This is a genomic window from Paraburkholderia sp. GAS334 (assembly GCF_050436625.1).
Classification (GTDB): Bacteria; Pseudomonadota; Gammaproteobacteria; order Burkholderiales; family Burkholderiaceae; genus Paraburkholderia.
In genome coordinates this window covers 157,889-178,779 of record NZ_JBNDMO010000014.1, presented here as the reverse complement: position 1 = coordinate 178,779, position 20,891 = coordinate 157,889, and the positions used below count along the sequence as shown (strand labels likewise).

18 protein-coding genes are annotated in these 20,891 nt (G+C 61.4%); 11 read left to right on the top strand and 7 right to left on the bottom strand.

The features are described 5' to 3' along the window. Positions 1-287 precede the first annotated feature (287 nt). Positions 288-761: a YbhB/YbcL family Raf kinase inhibitor-like protein gene (locus P3T21_RS24320; protein ID WP_429258512.1), complete on the bottom strand. Its 474-nt coding sequence runs from the start codon at positions 759-761 to the stop codon at positions 288-290. Between the two features lie 607 nt (positions 762-1,368). Here P3T21_RS24320 and pdhA point away from each other — a divergent pair. The 4 genes from pdhA (at position 1,369) to P3T21_RS24300 (ending at position 5,879) form a co-directional block, all read left to right on the top strand. Next, entirely contained in the window at positions 1,369-2,457 is a 1,089-nt protein-coding gene (gene pdhA, locus P3T21_RS24315; protein ID WP_429258505.1) for a pyruvate dehydrogenase (acetyl-transferring) E1 component subunit alpha, read from the top strand. Further along, positions 2,450-3,430, top strand: coding sequence for an alpha-ketoacid dehydrogenase subunit beta (locus P3T21_RS24310; protein WP_429258504.1), 981 nt, complete (start codon positions 2,450-2,452; stop codon positions 3,428-3,430). The genes pdhA and P3T21_RS24310 overlap by 8 nt, the downstream gene beginning before the upstream one ends. 4 nt (positions 3,431-3,434) lie before the next feature. Next, positions 3,435-4,550, top strand: coding sequence for a dihydrolipoamide acetyltransferase family protein (locus P3T21_RS24305; protein ID WP_429258503.1), 1,116 nt, complete (start codon positions 3,435-3,437; stop codon positions 4,548-4,550). A gap of 468 nt (positions 4,551-5,018) precedes the next feature. Further along, on the top strand, positions 5,019-5,879 hold the full coding sequence (locus tag P3T21_RS24300) for a class I SAM-dependent methyltransferase (RefSeq protein ID WP_429258502.1): 861 nt from the start codon (positions 5,019-5,021) through the stop codon (positions 5,877-5,879). Positions 5,880-6,176: 297 nt separating this feature from the next. Here the strand turns inward: P3T21_RS24300 and P3T21_RS24295 are convergent, their stop codons facing one another. After that, positions 6,177-7,304, bottom strand: a complete 1,128-nt coding sequence (locus P3T21_RS24295) for a hypothetical protein (RefSeq protein ID WP_429258501.1) — start codon at positions 7,302-7,304, stop codon at positions 6,177-6,179. A gap of 907 nt (positions 7,305-8,211) precedes the next feature. Here P3T21_RS24295 and P3T21_RS24290 point away from each other — a divergent pair. Further along, entirely contained in the window at positions 8,212-9,669 is a 1,458-nt protein-coding gene (locus P3T21_RS24290) for an NCS1 family nucleobase:cation symporter-1 (protein ID WP_429258500.1), read from the top strand. A gap of 73 nt (positions 9,670-9,742) precedes the next feature. Here the strand turns inward: P3T21_RS24290 and P3T21_RS24285 are convergent, their stop codons facing one another. After that, positions 9,743-10,228 (bottom strand): adenosine-specific kinase, encoded by a 486-nt coding sequence (locus P3T21_RS24285; RefSeq protein WP_429258499.1) that lies wholly within the window; start codon positions 10,226-10,228, stop codon positions 9,743-9,745. Between the two features lie 339 nt (positions 10,229-10,567). Between P3T21_RS24285 and P3T21_RS24280 the strand changes: the two genes are divergently transcribed. The 4 genes from P3T21_RS24280 to P3T21_RS24265 all read left to right on the top strand — a co-directional run bounded on the left by P3T21_RS24280 (position 10,568) and on the right by P3T21_RS24265 (position 14,540). After that, positions 10,568-11,161: a cytochrome b/b6 domain-containing protein gene (locus tag P3T21_RS24280; protein WP_429258498.1), complete on the top strand. Its 594-nt coding sequence runs from the start codon at positions 10,568-10,570 to the stop codon at positions 11,159-11,161. A 2-nt stretch (positions 11,162-11,163) separates the two neighbouring features. After that, the gene (locus P3T21_RS24275) at positions 11,164-11,955 is read left to right on the top strand and encodes a molybdopterin-dependent oxidoreductase (RefSeq protein ID WP_429258497.1); all 792 of its coding nucleotides are present in this window, start codon (positions 11,164-11,166) and stop codon (positions 11,953-11,955) included. Positions 11,956-12,001: 46 nt separating this feature from the next. Beyond that, the gene (locus tag P3T21_RS24270; protein ID WP_429258496.1) at positions 12,002-12,616 is read left to right on the top strand and encodes a hypothetical protein; all 615 of its coding nucleotides are present in this window, start codon (positions 12,002-12,004) and stop codon (positions 12,614-12,616) included. Between the two features lie 499 nt (positions 12,617-13,115). Further along, positions 13,116-14,540 carry a hypothetical protein gene (locus P3T21_RS24265; protein ID WP_429258495.1) on the top strand — a complete coding sequence of 475 codons (1,425 nt, stop codon included), beginning with the start codon at positions 13,116-13,118 and terminating at the stop codon, positions 14,538-14,540. A gap of 191 nt (positions 14,541-14,731) precedes the next feature. On the opposite strand, the gene P3T21_RS24260 is transcribed toward P3T21_RS24265, so the two are convergent. Together P3T21_RS24260 and P3T21_RS24255 are read right to left on the bottom strand one after the other, a co-directional pair. Then, positions 14,732-16,042 carry an MFS transporter gene (locus P3T21_RS24260; protein WP_429258494.1) on the bottom strand — a complete coding sequence of 437 codons (1,311 nt, stop codon included), beginning with the start codon at positions 16,040-16,042 and terminating at the stop codon, positions 14,732-14,734. A 163-nt stretch (positions 16,043-16,205) separates the two neighbouring features. Beyond that, the gene (locus P3T21_RS24255; RefSeq protein ID WP_429258493.1) at positions 16,206-17,300 is read right to left on the bottom strand and encodes a tartrate dehydrogenase; all 1,095 of its coding nucleotides are present in this window, start codon (positions 17,298-17,300) and stop codon (positions 16,206-16,208) included. A 110-nt stretch (positions 17,301-17,410) separates the two neighbouring features. Here P3T21_RS24255 and P3T21_RS24250 point away from each other — a divergent pair, with 110 nt between their 5' ends. Beyond that, a complete protein-coding gene (locus P3T21_RS24250; protein ID WP_429258492.1) occupies positions 17,411-18,337 on the top strand; it encodes a LysR substrate-binding domain-containing protein in 927 nt (308 codons plus the stop codon). 62 nt (positions 18,338-18,399) lie between these two features. Here P3T21_RS24250 and P3T21_RS24245 read toward each other — a convergent pair whose 3' ends face one another. Then, positions 18,400-18,726 (bottom strand): hypothetical protein, encoded by a 327-nt coding sequence (locus tag P3T21_RS24245; protein WP_429258491.1) that lies wholly within the window; start codon positions 18,724-18,726, stop codon positions 18,400-18,402. 113 nt (positions 18,727-18,839) lie between these two features. On the opposite strand from P3T21_RS24245, the gene P3T21_RS24240 reads away from it, so the two are divergent. Beyond that, positions 18,840-19,685, top strand: coding sequence for a GNAT family N-acetyltransferase (locus P3T21_RS24240; RefSeq protein ID WP_429258490.1), 846 nt, complete (start codon positions 18,840-18,842; stop codon positions 19,683-19,685). A 27-nt stretch (positions 19,686-19,712) separates the two neighbouring features. On the opposite strand, the gene P3T21_RS24235 is transcribed toward P3T21_RS24240, so the two are convergent. Further along, entirely contained in the window at positions 19,713-20,756 is a 1,044-nt protein-coding gene (locus tag P3T21_RS24235) for a virginiamycin B lyase family protein (RefSeq protein WP_429258489.1), read from the bottom strand. Positions 20,757-20,891 lie beyond the last annotated feature (135 nt).

Genomic DNA, 20,891 nt, shown 5'->3' with positions numbered 1-20,891 from the left:
ATCGCTTCACCAGGAATCATTTGTAGAATGCAATTGACGTCCTGCCAGACGGCAGGTCTCTATCTGCCTTGCACACAAAAATTCAGACACTCCCGAGTAGCTACTTAAACGACGCGATGCTGCTCCTCGAAGGCTACTGAACACTCGCCTGCACATGCGTATGCACTCGAAGTTCTTCTAGCAATCGCTGCCGCATCTCTGAAAATCGAGGCGGATGTCCGCGCCTTGATCTTCCCGCGTACGAATTGCAGGAAGTCAGCCACGTCGGAGTTGCGTCGTCTTCAAACTCATCGCTTGTGATAGGTGCCGATCAGTTCGGCGTGCGCCAGTACGTGCCCCTGCATGGCCTTTTCGAGCGCCGCCTTGCTGGGGCTTTTCAAATCGGGCAGTACGGTGTCGAGTGCATACAGCTTATGGAAATAGCGGTGGCGTCCCACGGGCGGGCACGGGCCGCCGTAAGCGGCACGTCTGAAGTCATTGGTGCCTTCGAGCGTGCCGCGCGGCAATCCCCCGGCAGCAGCGCCCTCGGGCAGCCCGATTGCCGTCGGCGGGATGTTGTAAAGCACCCAATGTACCCAGGTCATTTTCGGCGCGGCCGGGTCCGGCGCGTCAGGGTCGTCGACGATCAGCGCCAGGCTTTTTGCGTTCGACGGCACGCCGGACCACGCGAGCGGCGGGGAAACATCGGCGCCCTGGCAAGTATGTTGTGGGGGAATCTCCCCGTTCTGTCGGAAGGCTTGCGACGTCAGCGTGAGAGTCATGGCGCGCTCCTCGGCGGCAACGGTGGATGCCGGTCCCGGTGGGAAGATCAACGCGATGAGCATGAGTGCCAACAGGTGACGCGGGGCCGATGCCCAAGCGACTTTTTTCAAAGCTCTTGAGGCGGTGTCCGGCACGCTGAAGTCGCTCATCGCCACGCTCCGTACCCTGTCCGTGACCGCGGCCGTTAGTTGGTGCGCGCTCTGCGCGAGTCGCGACGGAAATCGAAGCAAGGCTTTTATCGTGACATAAGTTCCGCCCGAGCAAAAGTGGCTGTGCTTGCTGATCGTCGCGCACAGGTCCCGGCATCGATCGCAGCCCCAAGCATACACTGAGCCGGAAAGCACGCATTTGGGAAACCCGACCGATGCCGCGCGGCTGCCCATTCGATGGTGCATCGCGACAATCGAGCATTCGGTTCGTATTCCCGGCTACTTTACTGCGTGTGATTAACGAGGCGAGGCGCTGGCCCCTTTTGCGCGCTTGCGTCGTCCAGAGTTTGGACGCGCTGCGGTTTGAGTGCGCAAGCGCAGCAGTGTTCGTGTGGTAGCGCTCGTACGCGTGAACTCTGGCACGGATACGATATCTGAATGAACATGGAGGGCGGTCATGACCACGGCTGCCAGTTTTCATATCGGCTACACGCAATATCTTGGCCCCGATGGCGAGCCTGCTCAGCCGTTACCTGCGTTTGCACAGGACCCGATGGCGCTGATTCCGCTCTATCGCGCGATGGTGCTGACACGGGCATTTGATACGAAGGCGGTCGCGCTGCAGCGTACTGGCAAGCTCGGCACCTTCGCGTCGTCGGTCGGCCAGGAGGCGATTGGCGTCGGCGTCGCCAGCGCGATGGAGCCCGACGACGCGCTGTTTCCCTCGTATCGCGATCACGCCGCGCAATTGCTGCGCGGCGTCACGATGACGGAAAGTCTGCTGTATTGGGGCGGCGACGAACGCGGCAGCGACTTCAGCGTGCCCCGCCACGATTTTCCGAACTGTGTGCCGATCGGCACACAGGTGTGTCATGCCGCCGGCGCGGCCTACGCGTTCCTGCTGCGTCACGAGCCGCGTGTCGCGGTGGCGATATTCGGCGACGGCGGCACGTCCAAAGGCGATTTCTACGAGGCAATGAACATGGCCGGCGTCTGGCAGGCGCCGCTTGTCCTCGTGGTTAATAACAACCAGTGGGCGATCTCGGTACCACGCAGCCGCCAGAGCGCTGCACAAACGCTCGCGCAAAAAGCGATCGCTGCGGGAATCGATGGGCTGCAGGTCGACGGCAACGATGTGATCGCGGTGCACCAGGTGGTCCACGCGGCGCTCGCCAAAGCTCGCCGCGGCGATGGCCCGACGCTGATCGAAGCGCTCAGCTATCGCCTTGGCGATCACACGACAGCCGACGACGCGACGCGCTATCGCGACGCCGAGGTCCTCAGCAAGCAATGGGCATACGAACCGTTGCTGCGCCTGCGCACGTACCTGATGCGCATGAACGTCTGGGACAAGGCGCAGGACGAGCAACTCGGCCGCGCGTGTCTTGCGCAGGTCGAGCAGGCCGTTGACGCGTATCTGGCGGTACCGCCGCCGGACACATCCGCCATGTTCGATCATCTGTACGAGACCTTGCCGTTGGCGATGCGTGAGCAACTGGCGATGGCGCAGCGATTCGCGCCTCCTGCGGGGAACCGCCATGGCTGACCTCAACATGGTCGAAGCGCTCAATCAGGCGCTCGCCTACGAACTGGCGCACGACCCAGCCGTCGTGCTGCTCGGCGAGGATATCGGCGTGAACGGCGGCGTGTTCCGCGCGACGGTCGGGTTACAGGCGCGATTCGGCGCGCAGCGGGTGATCGATACGCCTTTGGCTGAAACTGCGATCGCCGGCGCCGCGATCGGCATGGCGGCGATGGGCTTGAAGCCGGTCGTGGAGATCCAGTTCAGCGGGTTCATCTATCCGGCCATCGATCACGTTCTGAATCACGCGTCGCGTCTGCGGCATCGAACACGCGGACGGCAGACGTGCCCGCTAGTGATCCGTGCGCCGTGCGGCGCAGGGATTCATGCGCCGGAGCATCATTCCGAAAGCCCTGAAGCATTGTTCACCCACATCCCCGGATTGCGTGTCGTGACACCATCATCTCCTGCACGCGCATACGGTTTGCTGCTCGCGTCAATCCGCGACCCGGACCCGGTGATCTTCTTCGAGCCAACGCGACTCTACCGGCTCTTCAGGCAGCCGGTCGAGGATAACGGCGAAGCGCTGCCGCTCGACAGCTGCCTGACGTTGCGCGATGGGTCGGACGTCACCCTGGTGAGTTGGGGGGGAGCATTGCAGGACGTGCAGGCCGCAGCCGATCTGCTTGCGCAGGAAGGCGTGATGGCCGAGGTGATCGACGTGGCGACGCTCAAACCGCTCGACATGAACACCATTCTCGCGTCGGTGGCGAAAACCGGACGCTGTGTGATCGTGCACGAAGGCTCGCGCACCGGAGGGGTTGGCGCGGAGATTGCCGCCAATATTGCCGAGCGCGGACTGTACTCGCTGCTCGCGCCGGTGCAGCGCGTCACCGGATATGACGTGGTGGTGCCGCTGTACAGACTTGAGAATCAATATATGCCAGGTACGGAGCGCATCGTTGCCGCGGCCAGGCAGACTCTGGAGGCGTCGTGAAGCCATGAAAGTCTTCAAACTGCCCGATCTCGGAGAAGGCTTGCAGGAAGCGGAGATCGTCGAGTGGCACGTCAGGAGCGGCGAAGAGGTTCGCGTGGATCAACCGCTGTTGTCGGTCGAAACGGCGAAAGCGATCGTCGAGATTCCGTCGCCTCAATCCGGCCGTATCGCGAAGCTGTTCGGCCAGCCGGGCGACGTCGTGCATCTGGGCGCGCCGCTCGCCGCATTCGAAGGAGAGGGCGACGAAGCCGATGCCGGCACCGTGGTCGGCCACATGGAGGTCGGCCAGCATGTGGTGCAGGAAGCGCCGGCAGCGCCTGGCGGCGGCATGGGTGCGGGTGTCGGCGTGATCAAGGCGATCCCGGCGGCGCGGGCGCTCGCGCGCAAGCTGGATGTCGATCTGGCGATGGTGACGCCATCGGGGCCGGAGGGTGTCATCACGGCGGCTGACGTGCAGCGCGTCGCGAAGGTCCTCGCCGAGCTCGGGCCGCCCGAAGTGCTGCGCGGCGTGCGGCGCGCGATGGCGCAGAACATGGCGCGCGCGCAGAGCGAAGTGGCGGCGGCGACCGTCATCGACGACGCCGACATCGATGCGTGGCCGCCGCATACCGATGTCACGATCCGGCTGATCCGCGCGCTGGTGGCAGGATGCCGTGCCGAACCGGGGCTCAACACATGGTTCGACGGACATGCGGGGCGGCGCCACGTGCTGGAGAAGATCGATCTTGGCATCGCAGTCGATCTGCCGGATGGCCTCTTCGTGCCGGTATTACGCGACGTCGCGCTCCGCGACCCAGCGGATCTGCGCGGCGGGCTCGACCGGATGCGTGCCGACATCCGGGCACGCAGGATTCCGCCGGAAGAACTGCGCGGCAATACGATCACGCTGTCGAATTTCGGAATGATTGCCGGTAAATATGCGGCTCCCGTGGTTGTGCCGCCCACTGTCGCGATTCTCGGAGCCGGGCGCATTCACGAGCAGGTCGTGGCGGCAGCCGGCGTTCCCGCCGTGCATCGGATCTTGCCGCTGAGCCTGACATTCGACCATCGGGTTGTCACGGGCGGTGAGGCGGCGCGTTTTCTCGCCGCGACGATTGCGGATCTGCAGATGGCGCAATAGCCGTGCTCGCGTGTTCGGACGCTCTCGCATCGGCAGCATCAGATGGCTGACGATCCGCTGTCTCAGTGCCGTCCACGCTCCTGCCAATATGGGCTTCGCGTCGATGTGGTATCCGTCGAATGACAACGTCTATTTGCAGGAAATCGGAATGTGTGGTTCGCCGTTGGCCTGGCTCGGAAATGTGCCATCGGACTGAAGGCGGCGAGTAACGGCCCTTGATCCGCACGTTCGCGAGGACGCTCGAACGTCGGCTTATCGTTAGTACCGGACCCAGGCGCGAACGCGGGCCATTGTTGAGCTCGGGCTGGTGATATTCTTGTTGCTCCCTGCATTTCTACATGCGGATGCCGCGTGCAACGTCCTCTGTCGATCGCCAGGGGAACCGAAGCAATGACGCTTTCTTGCATAGCGTGGCACGGCACGAGTAGGTCAGCTATAGGCGAAGACGAACAAACAGGATTGGAAGCCATGAGCGACAAGCGGGATGTAGCGCCAGACAGCACCGCAGCGCGAGTCGCCCTATGGCGCGCTCTGCATCTCGAGGCCGACGCCGAGCCGCACGTGCTGGAAGACGAAATCGGCCTGAAGCTGCTGGCCCCGGACGAGAGCTGGCGACGTCGCGGGGACATGGATCCGCAGTTCACGCGTCCCTTCCGTGCCTCAATCGTCGCTCGTGCTCGCTTCATTGAGGACCTGGTCGTCGAACGGGCCGGCCGCGGGCTCAGTCAGTATGTCATCCTCCGCGCCGGCCTTGATAGCTTCGCCCAGCGCAGGCCGGAAGTCGCGTCCCGCCTCAGGGTGTTCGAGATCGACCAGCCAGGTCCTCAGGCATGGAAGCGTCAGCGCCTGATCGAACTCGGCTTCGGCGTCCCGGACTGGCTGCGCTTTGTGCCGGTCGATTTCGAGGCGGGTGGCTCCTGGCGGGACGAGCTCGTGTCTGCCGGCTTCGATGCCAGCAAGCCGGCAATCGTGGTCTCCACGGGCGTCAGCATGTATCTCACCAAGGAGGCGAACGCGGCCACGCTGCGCGAGGTCGCGGCGCTCGCTCCAGGATCGACGCTCGCCATGACGTTCCTGCTTCCGCTGGAACTGGCGGACCCCGAGGTACGTCCCGGGCTTGAGATGGCGGAGAAGGGAGCGCGAGCAAGCGGGACACCTTTTCTGAGCTTCTTCGCGTCGCCGGAGATGTTGGCGCTGGCTCAGGAAGCTGGCTTTAGAGAAGCGCGGCACATCTCGGCGGCGGACCTTACCCAGCTCTACTTCGTTGGCAGAACAGATGGTCTGCGCCCGCCAAACAATGCGGAGGAACTGCTGGTGGCAAATACATAGCTGCCCGTACGCTTTCCGACCGACGTGACACCTGCGAATGACCGTTTGACCTTGGAAGCGGCTGTAGAGGTTGCGTCGGGTCGAAGGGCAGTTCAGGGTCAAGATGCGTCCGCCGCGTGGGACAGGAGCCGGCCCAGTTCGAGTCATCTAAACGCGGTTTGCGAGCGGCCGTTCCAGCGACGATAAAAGACAGTCACCCCTGACGTTCCGGAATGCGCAACCCGACGGGTTGCGCATTCCGGTGCGAGTGGTCTGCGCGCTGATGTCTCTTCGTTGATCGATCGCTCAACGGAACGGCTAGTGGGTTGAGAATACCGAAATCCCACCGGTGGGGAATCCCGCCGCGCCGCCCTGAAAGGGCACGTAGACCTGCCCGAGCGTGCTGTCGATGGCAACCGAATGCGCGCCTGTGCCCACAGGAATCGCAAGAAGCAGCTGCCGCGACGTTCCATCGACGACGCCCATCTGCGGATTAAATCCCGAAGCGGCAGCGGTGCCTCCCGTCACGAAGTGCCGGGCAGGCAGGAAGTAGCGGTTGGAAGTCGGATCGTAATTGACCTGGTCCACTCCGCCAAACGGCAGGGTGGCGTGGATTGCGCCACTTGCGCGATCCATGATCAGCGAGATGAGCGGATTCCCGGCAGGCGGATCGCATCCAATGAGCACGTCGTTGTTCGGGCCCAGCACGATTCCGGTCGGTCCGCACTTTCCTAGCGGAAACGATTTGCCGACAGCAGGATTCCCAGCCGCCGCCGAGCTCGCGGTGATGACATCGAGCTCCCCAGCGGGATTGGCGGCGGTCCCGTCATTGTTGATCAAAAAACTCTTCGAGGCGGGATCATATACGCATGCTTCCAGTCCCGACGAACCATTGAAAGCAAGCTTTGCCACCGCCGTTTGCGTCAGTGTCGAAATGAACGTGACGAACGGCGGCGAGTCTCCGGGACTCGCGTACATCACGAGATGATCGTCAGGATCGTAGCAGCCTTCATCGACCCGCGACCCGGAATTGCTGATGACTATCGTGTTGACCGTCTTTTGCGCATCCGTATCGATCACCTTGATCGAGTCGACGTCGCCGACGTAGATCGTATGCGTGCCGGTGATACCCACAATTCCATCGGGCCCGGACTCGTCTGTCGTCGCGCCAGCGCCGGTGAAGGGGCCGGGAATCTGCGCGATCAATGTGTTCGATTTGGTGTCCACGACATCGACGGCCTTGCTATTCCGGTCGGAAAGAAAGTACTTGCCGGCCTCGACGTAGCCGATGTCGAAACTGAATGGTGGGCTCGAGGCATTGGGCACAGCAATGTTGGTCAGGAGCTTCGGCGGTGTTGGGGCGACGCTGCTGCTGCTGTTATCGCCACCTCCACAACCGGCCAAAGCTGCAGAAAGCAGCAATAGGGTCATCAATCGGCTTTGCATCGAACTGTCTCCTTTCGTTTTAAAGTCCCGACGGTCGATCAGGGGATCGACCTGAGTACTGGAATGTGTTCGTCAGATTTGTTGATCGACGCTGGTCGACACCGGTGGTGTGACGGAGCCGCATCTTGACGTGATGCTGGTTAGCGAAAGTCAACCAATGATTTCCCCATCGCTCGTGGGGAGATGTTTATCCAGGGGAGTAGCCAGGTTCTGTCGTGACGCGTGCTTCACAAACGCCTGCATCAGGGCTGTAGACCGGGTGTATGGCGCAACAATGGCGGTATGACGGAAAATCGAAAAGTAAATCTTATTTATGATCTACATTCCATTCGCGCTATAGGCGTAATCGATCTGAAACATCAATGGCGTAATTCCCTGCAAATTATGTAATGTTTCACAAGGCACGATATCGCTTTCAGCTACAGCGAGGCGGGGTCAGGGTGGATCATTGGTGCGGCGCGGCACGCATTCATAGCTCGATTTTCCCTATGCTGACGGGACAGCGGGAAATATCCACGTGGCGAAATTGTGCACTTTTTTATCTGGAAAAAAATCTCACCAGAGGCTGACATAAAGGAGTTGAATAAATTTATATGTAAAGTGGGGTTATCTTCTGGAAAGCCAGGATGCTATCGCCGGTTGATGCAACTTCCGCAGAATCGCGGCAAGAGGATGAACGCGACGGCGACCAGGGGTAACGCAACCTGCCGCGCCTGTGTTGGCGGAGGCGTGGGAATGAGCGGTTGGCATGCGCCAGAACGCATCTCGATCAGGGTTAACCCATTCGAAACGATGTGGCAAAGCACATACAGTTCTTTTACATACCAACCAGCTTCAGACGCGGGGGCATCTCCAGGGAGTCTCCGGCGGTGTTTCCTTAGTTCCACGAGCGCAAAGGAGATGACAAATGGAAATCCGCGATCCTTCCCCCGGCCTCTACAACGAAGATCTCGCGCCCGCCAGGCGGCGCAACTGGGGTGCCTTCAGCATCTTCAACGTCTGGACCTCGGACGTGCACAGCCTTTGGGGCTACTACCTCGCCGCCAGCCTGTTCCTGCTGTGCGGCAGCTTTATCAACTTTGTGCTCGCGATCGGGCTCGGCTCGCTGGTGATCTTCGCGCTGATGAACCTGATCGGCTACGCCGGCGAGAAAACCGGCGTGCCTTACCCGGTGCTGGCGCGCGCCTCCTTCGGCGTGTGGGGCGCCAACCTGGCGGCGCTGGTGCGCGCCGTGGTGGCCTGCTTCTGGTACGGCGCGCAGACGGCAGCGGCTTCGGGCGCGGTGGTCGCGTTGCTGATCCGCAGCGACAGCCTGATGGCGTTCTACAAGAGCACGCACTTCCTCGGCCACTCGGGACTGGAGGTGATCTGCTACGTGATAATCTGGGCGCTGCAGCTGCTCATCATCCAGAAGGGCATGGAGACGGTGCGCAGATTCCAGGACTGGGCCGGTCCGGCGGTGTGGGTCGCGATGCTGATCCTGGCGATCGGCCTGTGCGTCAAGGCCGGCGGCTTCTCGTTCACTCATGGCATTCCGATGAACGTGCTGCTCGATAAGACCAGGGACGCCGGCGTCAGCGGCGAGCCAGGCTCGTTCTGGGCACTGATGGCAGTGGGCGCGACCTGGATCACCTATTTCGCGGCGCTATACCTGAACTTTTGCGACTTCTCGCGCTACGCGAAAAACCGCGACGCAGTGAAGAAAGGAAATCTGTGGGGCCTGCCGGTCAACCTGATCGCGTTCTCGCTGGTCGCCGGCGTCACTACCATCGCTGCCTTCAAGGTGTACGGCGAAGTGCTGCTCCACCCCGAACAGATCTCCGCCAAGTTCGACAGCTGGGTGCTGGCACTCGTCGCGGCGCTGACCTTCGCAGTCGCCACGCTGGGCATCAACGTGGTGGCCAATTTTGTCTCGGCCTCGTTCGACATCTCCAACGTGTTCCCCAAGCTGATCAGCTTCAAGAAGGGCGGCTACATCGCCGCGGCCATCGCGCTGGTGCTCTACCCGTTCGCGCCGTGGGAAGGCAACGCCGCGCACTTCGTCAACGCCATCGGCGCGACGATGGGCCCGCTGTTGGGGATCATTCTGGTGGACTACTATCTGGTGGCCAAGGGCAACATCAACGTCGCGGCGCTCTACGAGGAGCACGGCGAGTACCGCTACGAAGGCGGCTGGAACGTCAACGCGCTGACCGCAGCGGCGCTCGGCAGCGTGTTTTCAACCTTCCTGCCTAACTTCACCAACGTGCTGCCGCTTTGGTGGAATACCTATGGCTGGTTCTTCGGCGTGGTGGTTGGTGGCGGCATGTACCTGATCATGGCGACGCTGCGGCCGCGTACCGCGATCACACCGACCCGCGCTTGAGGGTTTTCCTGGGGAGCGGGTAGGGGTGACAAAAGGCGCGCGAGGCGCATGTTGTTCGGGAACGTGCCTGCGCCTACGCTTTGTAACCGATCGCGCGCAACAGATCCTTACGCCATTGCACGTCTTCTTCGCTTTCGACGGCGAGCGGCGAGAATCCGTCAATGACGCCGAGGATGCCATGGCCCTGTTCCGTCTCGGCGACCAGAACCTGAGTGGGATTCGCCGTTGCGCAGAAAATCCGGCAAACCTCGGGCACCGCTTTGATAGCGTTGAGAACGTTGACAGGATAGTAACCATCGCCGAGGAAGATGAAGAAGCTGTGGCCCGCGGCAATGCTCATGGCGTTCCGGCACGCCATGTCGATCAGGTCCGCATCGGTGCCGGACCGGCGCACCAGGCGCTTTCCCGAAGCCTCGCAAAAGGCCAGGCCGAACTTGATGCCCGGAACGGTGCCGACTAACGCCTCGTGAATATCCTCGACGGATTTGATGAAGTGTGTTTGCCCGAGAATGAAGTTGGTCGTTTCGGGCTTGACGATTGCTACTGCGGACAATTGCATATCGGACCTCGTTCCTTTGCGGTCGTCAGGGCGCCAGTGAAGGGGCACTGACCACTGGCGAAAGTAACTTCGTCAATGTTCGCCATCAGCCGACCGGTTTGACCCATTCTCTAGCCTAATACGAACCCTTCATCGGCGAAAGCGCTGCCGGGAATCTTGTGAAATTTTCACGCTCGCAACGCACACGCATTCGAAACGTTGGGTCGTTCGTCAGGAAAATTATTTCTCGCGCAATGGAATAGTTGCGCACTGGCGATGTTCACCCTCGGTAACACTGCCTGGTCGCTGCCGGCCAGGCGTTCGATTTACCAGGCCCAACCCGCCAATCACGAGATCGCTATGAGTCACACAACGATTCAACCCGCCTGGGTCCGCATCGCACACTGGATTAACGCGTTCGCTGTCGTACTGATGGTGACAAGCGGCTGGCAGATCTACGACGCCTCGCCGATCTTTCCAGCCTTACAGTTTCCTTCGGCTATCACATTGGGTGGCTGGCTCGGCGGGGCCCTGCAATGGCATTTCGCGATCATGTGGATGCTGATCGCGAATTTCCTCATCTACGTCGGGCTGAATATCGCTTCGGGACGTCTGCGCCGAAAACTGCTGCCGATCAGCTTCAGGTCACTTGCAACCGATCTCGTCGCTGCGCTGCGTGGCACGCTCAGGCATGAGGACCTCACACGCTACAACGCGGTACAGAAATTCGCCTATCTCGTCGTCATCGTCGATATCGCGCTCGTGATCATGTCGGGACTGGCGGTATGGAAGTCGGTGCAGTTCCCGCTGCTGCGCACGCTGATGGGCGGATACGACAATGCGCGCGTCGTGCATTTCGTTGCAATGAGCGTGCTGGTTGCGTTCTTCGTCGTGCACGTCGTCATGGTCGCACTGGTGCCGCGCTCGCTGCTTCTGATGATTCGTGGACGGTAACCATGACTTTTCGAAAAAGGGCTCAGAAACCCGATACGTTTCTTTCATATCAAGCTGAATCCATCATCAAGGATGCGCGCAGCGAACTGAAAAATCCGGCACGTCGGCTGCTCGGCAAGCGAGTTCTCACGCTCGGCGGCATTGCGATGCTGTCAGGCTGCGATTTATCCAATGACAAATCGGTGAACACCATGCTGCGCAGAATGTCGCTCTTCAACGACGACGTGCAGGCACTGCTGTTCAATCCGAACGAGATGGCCCCGACTTATCCGGCGTCGATGATCACACGGCCGTTTCCGTTCAATGCGTTCTACGGCATCGACGATGTGCCCGAAGTCGACGCCGCTGCGTACCGGCTCCAGGTGGGTGGCCTCGCGAATGGTAAGCGCGTCTGGACGCTCGACGAACTGCGCGCGTTACCACAGGAAAGCCAGATCACGCGTCATATCTGCATCGAAGGATGGAGTGCCATCGGCCGATGGGGCGGCGTGCGTTTCTCCGATTTCCTGAAGCGCGCGGGCGCGGACATCACGGCGAAGTACGTGTCGCTGCACTGTGCGGACAACTACTGGACCAGCATCGACATGCCGACTGCGTTGCATGCACAGACCCTGCTCACACTTACATACGACGGGCAGGTGCTGCCGCCGAAGTACGGCTTTCCGATGAAGCTGCGTATGCCGACCAAGCTCGGCTACAAGAATCCGAAGCATATCGTCGCGATCAGTGTGACGAACGAATATCCCGGCGGTTACTGGGAGAACCAGGGCTACAACTGGTTCGGCGGTTCCTGATGTGCGTTAGTCCATTCTCAACTCAACGGTCCTTTACGGAGCATCTATGTCTATCCGCTTGAAACTTGGCGTCACCCTGTCCGCGCTGGCTTTTGCCGGTGCCGCGCTCGCTCAGACGCCGGCAGTCAAACCGTCGCGCATTCGTGGCGATATCGTCTCGCTCGACGGCGACGTCCTGAAGGTGCATCGTCGTAGCGGCGACACTGTCTCGATCGAGCTTAAACCGACCATTGCCGTTTCGGCGGTCAAGGCCATGCAGCTTTCGGACATCAAGCCGGGCTCGTTCGTCGGCACGGCCACAACGACCGGCACTGACGGAAAGTTGACGGCTACCGAAGTCGTCGTCTTCCCGGAATCCGCGCGCGGCACGGGTGAAGGTCACTACGCGTGGGACCTCGGTCCGAACAGCACGATGACGAACGCGAACGTCGACACGGTTGTTCAGGGTACCAACGGCCGGAACCTGAAGCTGTCGTACAAAGGCGGCGGCGATGAGGTGATCGTCCCGCCCAACGTACCCATCGTGACTTTCACGCCGGCCGCACGCAGCGACCTGACTCCGGGCAAGAAGGTGTTCGTGGTTGCGACGGCCGCATCGCAGAATGCTTTTGTCGCTCAGCGCGTGGTGGTCGAAAAGGATGGAGTCGCTCCGCCGATGTAAGCGGTCAGCTCGCATGGATGGGCCCGCCCGCTCACTTCAGGAATAAGGGCGAGGTGTTTGCCGCGATGGCGGGCCCGCGTCACGTTGCCGATGGAGATGCTCGTCGTGCCAATGTTCGATCAGAGTGAACCCGACCCGCCTGGGAGCGCGGGACCCTTTGCCAGCGCCTGCAACCGGGCCAGCTGTTCAAAATTGTTCAAAACCACCAACCCATTGAGAGGGACAGGCGGCCGGGCAGCGCTCGACTGCGCAATCTCACGACCGTCCGGGAGAAATGTTCGGAACCGCACGATGCGTCTTATGCGTGCAGGGGTAGTCTCAGGATCATGTATTTTGGACATAAGGTCCGCATCCCATCAGCCGCGACGGCGACTTGCAAAAAAAGAGCTGGCGCAACCAGCTGCCGCCCAAGTCGGCCTTGTCCTCACTTGCCGAATAATCCAGCTGCCCAGAGTACTCAGATAGGAGCACCCGTTGAGCATCGGGCGCGGGTCAACACTTGGGCGATGATGAGATCTTCGCGCGCATTTCCTGGGCCGAGGTGATCGTGGGTTTGAAGGTCAAGCGGGAGAAGGACAGCGGCAGTTTCGCTGCGCGTTTGCTGCACTACGTCCCGTTCTTGCTGATCCTCGCTGCGATCGGGCTGGTCGCGCAGGTTACGCTGCTCAGTCCGCGGCAACTGGCGTGGAACGCGTGGGCCTACTCGGAGTGGCTGATCAATTACGATGCCGGTTTTGTTCGGCGCGGCCTGAGCGGAGCGCTGATCGAACTTTCACGGTCGGTGCCCGCGCTACCCGTCGTCAACCTGCTGGTGTTCGTCGTGTTCGCGGCGTTTTGCCTGTTGTTCTGGTGGGTGTTGTGCCATTCTTCACGAAGCACGCCGTGGGCAGTCATTCTCGCAATGTTGCTGCCGAACGGCCCCGTGCAGATGGCGGCTGGCAACGAGATTTTCTATCGCAAGGAAATCGTGTTTCATGTTGCGCTGGGTATCAGTTGCATCTTGTACCAGATGATTGTGAACGCGACGACCGACGCAAAACGAAGCCTTTTTTCGTGGATTTTCTTCGTATTGCTGCTGACGCAGATTGTCGTGTTTCCGCTGTTCCAGGAGGTATATTTGTTCATATCCTTTCCGGCCAGTTGGCTGCTCGCGCGTCAGATCGCGGCTCTCCAGCCGCAACGGCGCGTGTTCGGCTGGTTGCCCGGCGCGGCGGTAGTCATATCGCTTGGGATGATGGTGGTCTGCGCCGTATTCCGTGGCAATGAGGCTGTTGCCCAGCAGCTCTGGACTTCGTTGAGCGGAGCCGACCGGATGCTAATTTCGCCCTCTGCGCCGGATACGCCGACCGGCGGCATCGCCGCGATCGGGTGGTCATTCGTCAAGAATCTGATCGTCGTCGTGGACATCGTGATGTCGTCGCTATTCTGGATCTGGGGATTCGCAGCGGTGGGTGTCGGCGCCGTGCTCGTGCTCGTCACGTCACTGCGCCGCGCACGCGGCGAGGCGGACAACCTGGCGACCGAACGGCTGCGCCAACATCTTTCACAGCTATGGTTCCTGTTCCTGGCATCGCTGCCGATGTACGCGCTAGGCGCGGACTGGGCTCGCTGGCTATCGTCGGTTGCCATTTCGTATCTGTTCCTGTCGTTCGCCGACAGCACGGGCTCTATCAAACCACCGCGACTGCTCCGCTTCATGCCGCGGCGTTGGCGCACGAGTCTCGAGGTTACGCGCGATTACTTTACGGATACGCTGGTACCGGCAATCAGCACAGTGTCGGCCCGGCATACGATACCGTTGCTTGCGCTGGCGCTGTTCTACTGCCTGACGTTTCGTCCGCCCGAGTGTTGCATGAAGGGAGGCTACAATCCTTTCTACCGGATAAAGCCGGTTCTAGCGGAGTTCAGTCATTTCCATCGCTAAGCCGTTGCCGGCCAAACTTGTGGGCGGCTCTGGATCGCGACCGCCTCGCAAAGACGCTTTGAGCATGCCAGACATCGTGCTGCTCGCCGTAATAATGCAGTGTATTAACGCAGGTTTATCGCGGTAACCGCTTGCGGTGGCCACTCTTGCTGTGCACGCACCCAGTGTCGTCGAGCCACGAACCTCCCTGCTCAGTGGCCGTGTCGCTCCCCGACCGCAACCGGCGCCCGCTTTGACTGCCGGCTCAGCATCAATGTAACCACCGCCGACACGGCCAACGTTGCGCCGACCACGTACAACCCTGCCGAGTATCCACCCGTCACGTTCTTGAGCCAGCCGATCGCGAACGGACCGACGAAGCCGCCCAGATTGCCGATCGAATTGATCATCGCGATCCCCGCGGCCGCACCGGCACCTGACAGGAACATGCTCGGCATTGCCCACAATGGTGCCTTGGCCGCGCTGATCCCAATGTTCACGATCACGAGCGCCAGGACAATCATCAACGCCGTGGTGGCGTTACCGGCAAAGACGAACCCCAGACAGGCAACCACACACGGAATGACAACGTGCCACGTGCGCTCTTCTGTGCGGTCCGAATGCTTCGCCCACAGGATCATCGCGATCACGGCGAGGATGCTCGGTATGCCTGCAAGAAGGCCTGTTTCGAACGAGCCGAACCCATACTGGTGAATGATCAGCGGTGCCCACAGACCGAGCGTGTACAGCCCGGCTGACGTGCCGAAGTAGATCAGCGCCAGCGCAAGCACGCGCGGGTCGCACAATGCGCTGAGTGCACCCGCAGTGTGACCCGCCCGCGACTGTCTGGCATCCGCTTCGAGCTTGAGCTTCGCGATCAGCCATTCACGCTCTTCCGGCTGAAGCCAGTGCGCTTTCGACGGCGCGTCCGTCATGTACTTCAGCACCACAAAGCCGAGAATGATTGCGGGCACCGCTTCGAGGATGTAAAGCATTTGCCAGTCGGCCAGACCAGCGATCGCAGGAAGCTTCATGATCGCGCCGGACAGCGGCGAGCCTATCGCGGTAGAGATCGGCGCGGCAGCCATGAACCACGCAGCGGCCACCGCGCGCTGGCGCGATGGGAACCACAGGCTCAGGTACAGGATGATGCCAGGAAAGAAGCCCGCTTCGGCGACGCCCAGGATGAAGCGCAGCGCGTAGAAGCTGTTCGGGCCGACGACAAACGCGGACGCCAGTGAAACGATCCCCCACGACACCATCACGCGAGCAATCCAGCGGCGCGCACCGACCTTATGAAGGATCAGGTTCGACGGCACTTCGAACAGAAAGTAGCCGATGAAGAACAGTCCGCCACCGAGGCCGAATGCTGTCGGCGAAAGGCCGATGGCCTTGTTCATCGACAGCGCGGCGAAGCCCACGTTGACGCGGTCGAGAAAACTCACGAAATACAGCAGCATCACAAACGGGATGATCCGCAGCATGAGCTTGCGGGAAACCCGGCTTTCGAGTTCGGAAATCATTGTCTCCTCCTTGGAGGCTTGAGCAGTGCTCTATTCAGAAACGGAGTGCGGTTCCTTTCTGGAAATGAACATCTTGTCTCCTGCCTCATATTTGCCGCGCCGCGCCACGGCCGCCGGATGGCAGCCCGTGCAATCCAGGCGCGAGCGGTGCCGCTGATAGCGCTTAAGCCGCGTTGGCTGCGGGCACTGCAGCGCTCTCGATGAACGCGCAAACGGCTGCCGTCACCTGCGCGGTCGTTGCCGTGCCGCCGAGATCGCCCGTATGCAGCGACTTGTCCGCAGTGACAGCTTCGACTGCCTGCATGACGCGCTTCGCGGCGTCGAACTCGCCCAGGTGTTCGAGCAGCATGACGACCGACCAGAAGGTGCCGACCGGATTGGCGAGACCCTTGCCCATGATGTCGAACGCGGAACCGTGGATCGGCTCGAACATCGACGGAAAGCGGTGCTCCGGATCGATGTTGCCCGTTGGCGCGATACCCAGGCTGCCGGCGAGTGCGGCGGCGAGGTCACTGAGGATGTCGGCGTGCAGGTTAGTGGCGACGATCGTGTCGAGCGTCGCGGGGCGGTTGATCATGCGGGCGGTCGACGCATCCACCAGTTCCTTGTCCCATTTGACGTCCGGAAATTCCTTCGAGACTTCGAGCGCAATTTCGTCCCACATCACCATCGCGTGACGCTGTGCGTTGCTCTTCGTAATGACCGTCAGCAACTTGCGCGGACGGGATTGCGCGAGGCGGAACGCGAAACGCATGATCCGCTCGACGCCGGCGCGCGTCAGAATCGACACGTCCGTCGCGGCTTCGATCGGATGGCCCTGGTGAACACGGCCGCCCACGCCGGAATATTCACCTTCTGAATTTTCCCGGACGATGACCCAGTTCAGGTCTTCCGGCCTGCAGCTCTTGAGCGGCGCATCGATGCCCGGCAGGATGCGGGTGGGACGGACGTTCGCGTACTGGTCAAAGCCCTGGCAGATCTTGAGGCGAAGGCCCCACAACGTAATGTGATCAGGAATGTCCGGGTCGCCCGCCGAGCCGAACAGGATCGCGTCCTTGTTACGGATTGCGTCGAGCCCGTCCGACGGCATCATGACGCCATGCTTGCGGTAGTAGTCACCGCCCCAGTCGAAGTTTTCGAATTCGAATGCGAACGACTTCGTGGTCTTTGCAAGTGCTTCGAGGACCTGCGCGCCGGCAGGTACGACTTCCTTGCCGATGCCGTCGCCGGGGATGGTTGCGATGCGATAGATGTTCATGTCTCCGTCCTTTCACGTGTTGTACGTCTGACTGAACTTTACTGACATCTGGACGCAAAAACCGGTGCTAAACTCAAGGCATCTTTAACTTGAATTCACAAGTGAAAGTCATGCGCGACACCGTCCAGCCGTCCGATCTGAGCTTTTTCTCCACCCTTGCCGCGTCCGGCAGCCTGAGCGCGGCGGCACGCGAACTGGGGCTGACGGCAGCGGCCGTCAGCAAGCACCTGACGCAGATGGAGAGCCGGGCGGGCGTGGCGCTGATCAACCGCACGACGCGTCGGATGATGCTTACGCCGGAGGGTGAGCTGTACCTCGAGCACGCGCGCCGGATCCTCGACGAGATTGACGAGCTGGCCGAGTTGCTGGGCACGGCGAAGAAGAGTCCGAAGGGATTGCTGAGGGTGAACGCGACGCTCGGCTTCGGGCGCAGCCATGTCGCGCCTGCAATCTCGCGCTTTGTCGCGAGGTATCCGCAGGTATCGGTTCAGCTTCAGCTATCGGTCACGCCTCCGCCGCTGACGGACGACACGTTCGACGTCTGTATCCGGTTCGGCGAACCACCCGATACACGGATTGTGGCGCGGCGTCTGGCGGCTAATCGCCGGTTGCTGTGTGCCGCGCCTTCGTACATTGCGGCACGCGGAATGCCGATGACCGCGCATGACCTGATGCGGCACAACTGCATCGGCATCCGTCAGGGCGACGAAGCCTATGGCGTGTGGCGTCTGACGTCGGGCAGGGGCGCGTCGCGCAAAACGGAGGCCGTGCGTATCAAAGGCTCGCTGACGACGAATGATGGTGAAATTGCGGTGAAGTGGGCGCGCGAAGGACATGGCATCCTGATGCGGGCCGAGTGGGACATCAAACAGTATCTCGCCGATGGTTCACTAGTCCTTGTGCTGCCCGAGCATGAAACGCCGAACGCCGATATCTTTGCTGTCTATTCGCCGCGGCACCAGATGTCCAACCGGATTCGCGCGTTCGTCGATTTCATCGCAGACGATCTTCGAAGCGAAGCGGGTGAAGTCGGGTAGAAGGTCGGCGCGTTGAATTATCGAAAACGGACGCGCAGGTACGGATGGGGTTCGATCGATGCTCAGTCGACAAGCTCGCACCTCACGACGGGCGCCGTATAGGGTGACGGGTATTCTGATTTGGGGCCGCTCAACAGGCGCAGGCGCTGCGTGGCTAGCACCTCAGCCTTGCGCTGATCGCTGAGGGCAAGCGTGGTGCGTGGGACGCCCGCGGCGTCCGCAGGCTCATTCACGGCACACCGCGCCGTTTTACCATCGGGCAGACGTACGGTTGTCTCGTACGCGTAGTCGGGCTGCGCGGCCAGGCAGGCAGTGCTGCAAACAGTTACCGCAATCAGCACGATATGCTTTGCAGGATGTTTCACTTTCCCCTCCACGAAAAACCACATGATCGTTTGACCGGTTCCTGCGCGGGCCGTTCGGGTCGTTTGGGGAAAGGCGATGAAGGGGCACGTTATCGCGCAAGCCGTAGTCCTTGGGACGTACAGAAGAGGGGCAAAACATGGATGAGCGCAGCGACTTTATCGTGCGGAACATGCTGGCCGGCGAGGTTGATTTGTCGGTTGAGTGGGCTGCATCGGAGGGATGGAACCCCGGTCTGCATGACGCGCAGTGCTTTTGGGCAGCCGACCCGGACGGTTTTTTCATCGGTGAGTGGCGGGGCGAGCCGGTCGCGTGCCTGTCCGCCGTCGCCTACGACGACAGTTTCGGCTTTATCGGTTTGTATATCGTGAAACCGGCGTTTCGCGGCAGAGGCTTCGGCCTGCGCATCTGGCAGCGCGGCATGGACTATCTGCGAAACCACAACGCGGGTCTTGACGGCGTCGCCGCCCAGCAGGCGAACTACAGGAAGTCCGGTTTTCAGCTTGCCTATCGCAACATCCGCTTTCAGGGTGTCGCGCAAGGTGCGGCCTGCTCAACCGTTTCGGACGCGTCGGATCTGCCGTTCGAGCAACTGGTCGACTACGACCGCCAGTGCTTTCCGGCTGCGCGCGCACGCTTCCTCGCCGGCTGGATCGGACAACCGGGCGCCGTGGCGCTGGTGGCGGTCCGCGACGGTCGTGTCGCCGGGTACGGCGTGCTGCGTCATTGCAGGGCAGGATGCAAGATCGGACCGCTCTTCGCCGATACCGACCGGATTGCCAGCGATCTGTTTGATGCGCTGGTCGCGCGCGTACCGGGCGAAATCGTCACCCTCGATGTGCCGGAGCCCAACTCCGCAGCCGTTGCGCTAGCGAAGAGACATGGCATGGCAAGCGTCTTTGAAACCGCACGGATGTACACGCAGAAGCCCCCCACGATTCCGATCGACCGTGTGTTCGGCGTGACCTCGTTCGAGCTCGGGTGAAGCGGGCCCAAGACGCGCCTTCGCTCGTCAATCCCCGTTCGCATTCGCTGCGCGGGACCGGTAACGCAGCAGGTGATCGATGCCGGATCCGGACAACCAGACTTGCCCTGGACGGCCCATCATCTGACGCACGTTTGCGTGTGGGCGCGGCAGTGCAAACACGTCGAACCGCTCGCTGCGCGGGTCGAAGCGCACGAGTGCATTGGCGCTCCACTCAGTGAGCCAGACGACGTCCTCTTCGTCTACGAATATCGCGTAAGCATGCGGATCGTCGCCGGGCAGCCGCCATTCGCGCCATCGACGCGTCGCCGGATCGAATACGCCGACTTTTCCTGCATTCCACTCGCTGACCCAGACGCGCCCCTTCGAATCGGACCATACGCGGCGCGCGCCCTGATTCGGGGTGGGCGGTTCGATGACCTGTGCTGCGCCGCTCACGGGATCAATGTGGCCGAGATAGCTTCCCGCCAGTGACGCGAAATACAGGCTGCCGTCTGGGGTCACGCAGATGCCGTAGGGTCCGCGCCCGCGCGGCGCATCGAAGACGCGCATGCTGGCGCGCTTCGGATCGAGCTCGCCATAGATGCCGCTTTGGCCGGTAAACCACAGATGCCCTTGCTTGTCGAAGACCGCGGTGTTCAGATTGGCGTCCGGCCGCTCCTTCGGCAGCGGAAAACGCGTGACGGCAAGCGTCTTCGGATCGACGCGCACAATCGCGTTCAGGCCGCCGTCTGTGATCCATGCCGCGTGATCGGGACCGACGATCACGCCGTGCGGCGCCGACCCGTCCCCAAGCGGAATCCTGTCGATCTTGCTGCTCTGCGGGTCCAGCCGCCCGACCATGCCTTGCGCCTGCGCGGTGTACCACACAGTGCCGTCGGGCGCCGGTGCGACGTCATGTGGTGCGCTGCCGGTTGGGACCGCGAAAGTGTCGAACAACGGCGGCTGGGCGTGCGCCGAACCGACGACGAGCGCGGCGCTCACGAGCGCAGGCACTACAGAGGGGACCAGCCTGGCGCCGAGGATGTTGTGCACCGTTTCAACGATCCGTTCCCTTGCGATCTCAAGCATGTTCGCCTCCATGTCACGGGGTCCGTTTCAAAAGGCGCAGACGGTTTTTGATTGTTGCACTTATCCGTAGTCGTCGCTTCCCGGACTCATTCGACAACGGCAGGCCGGCCGCTCGGGCGCCAGTTGATGGCCGCG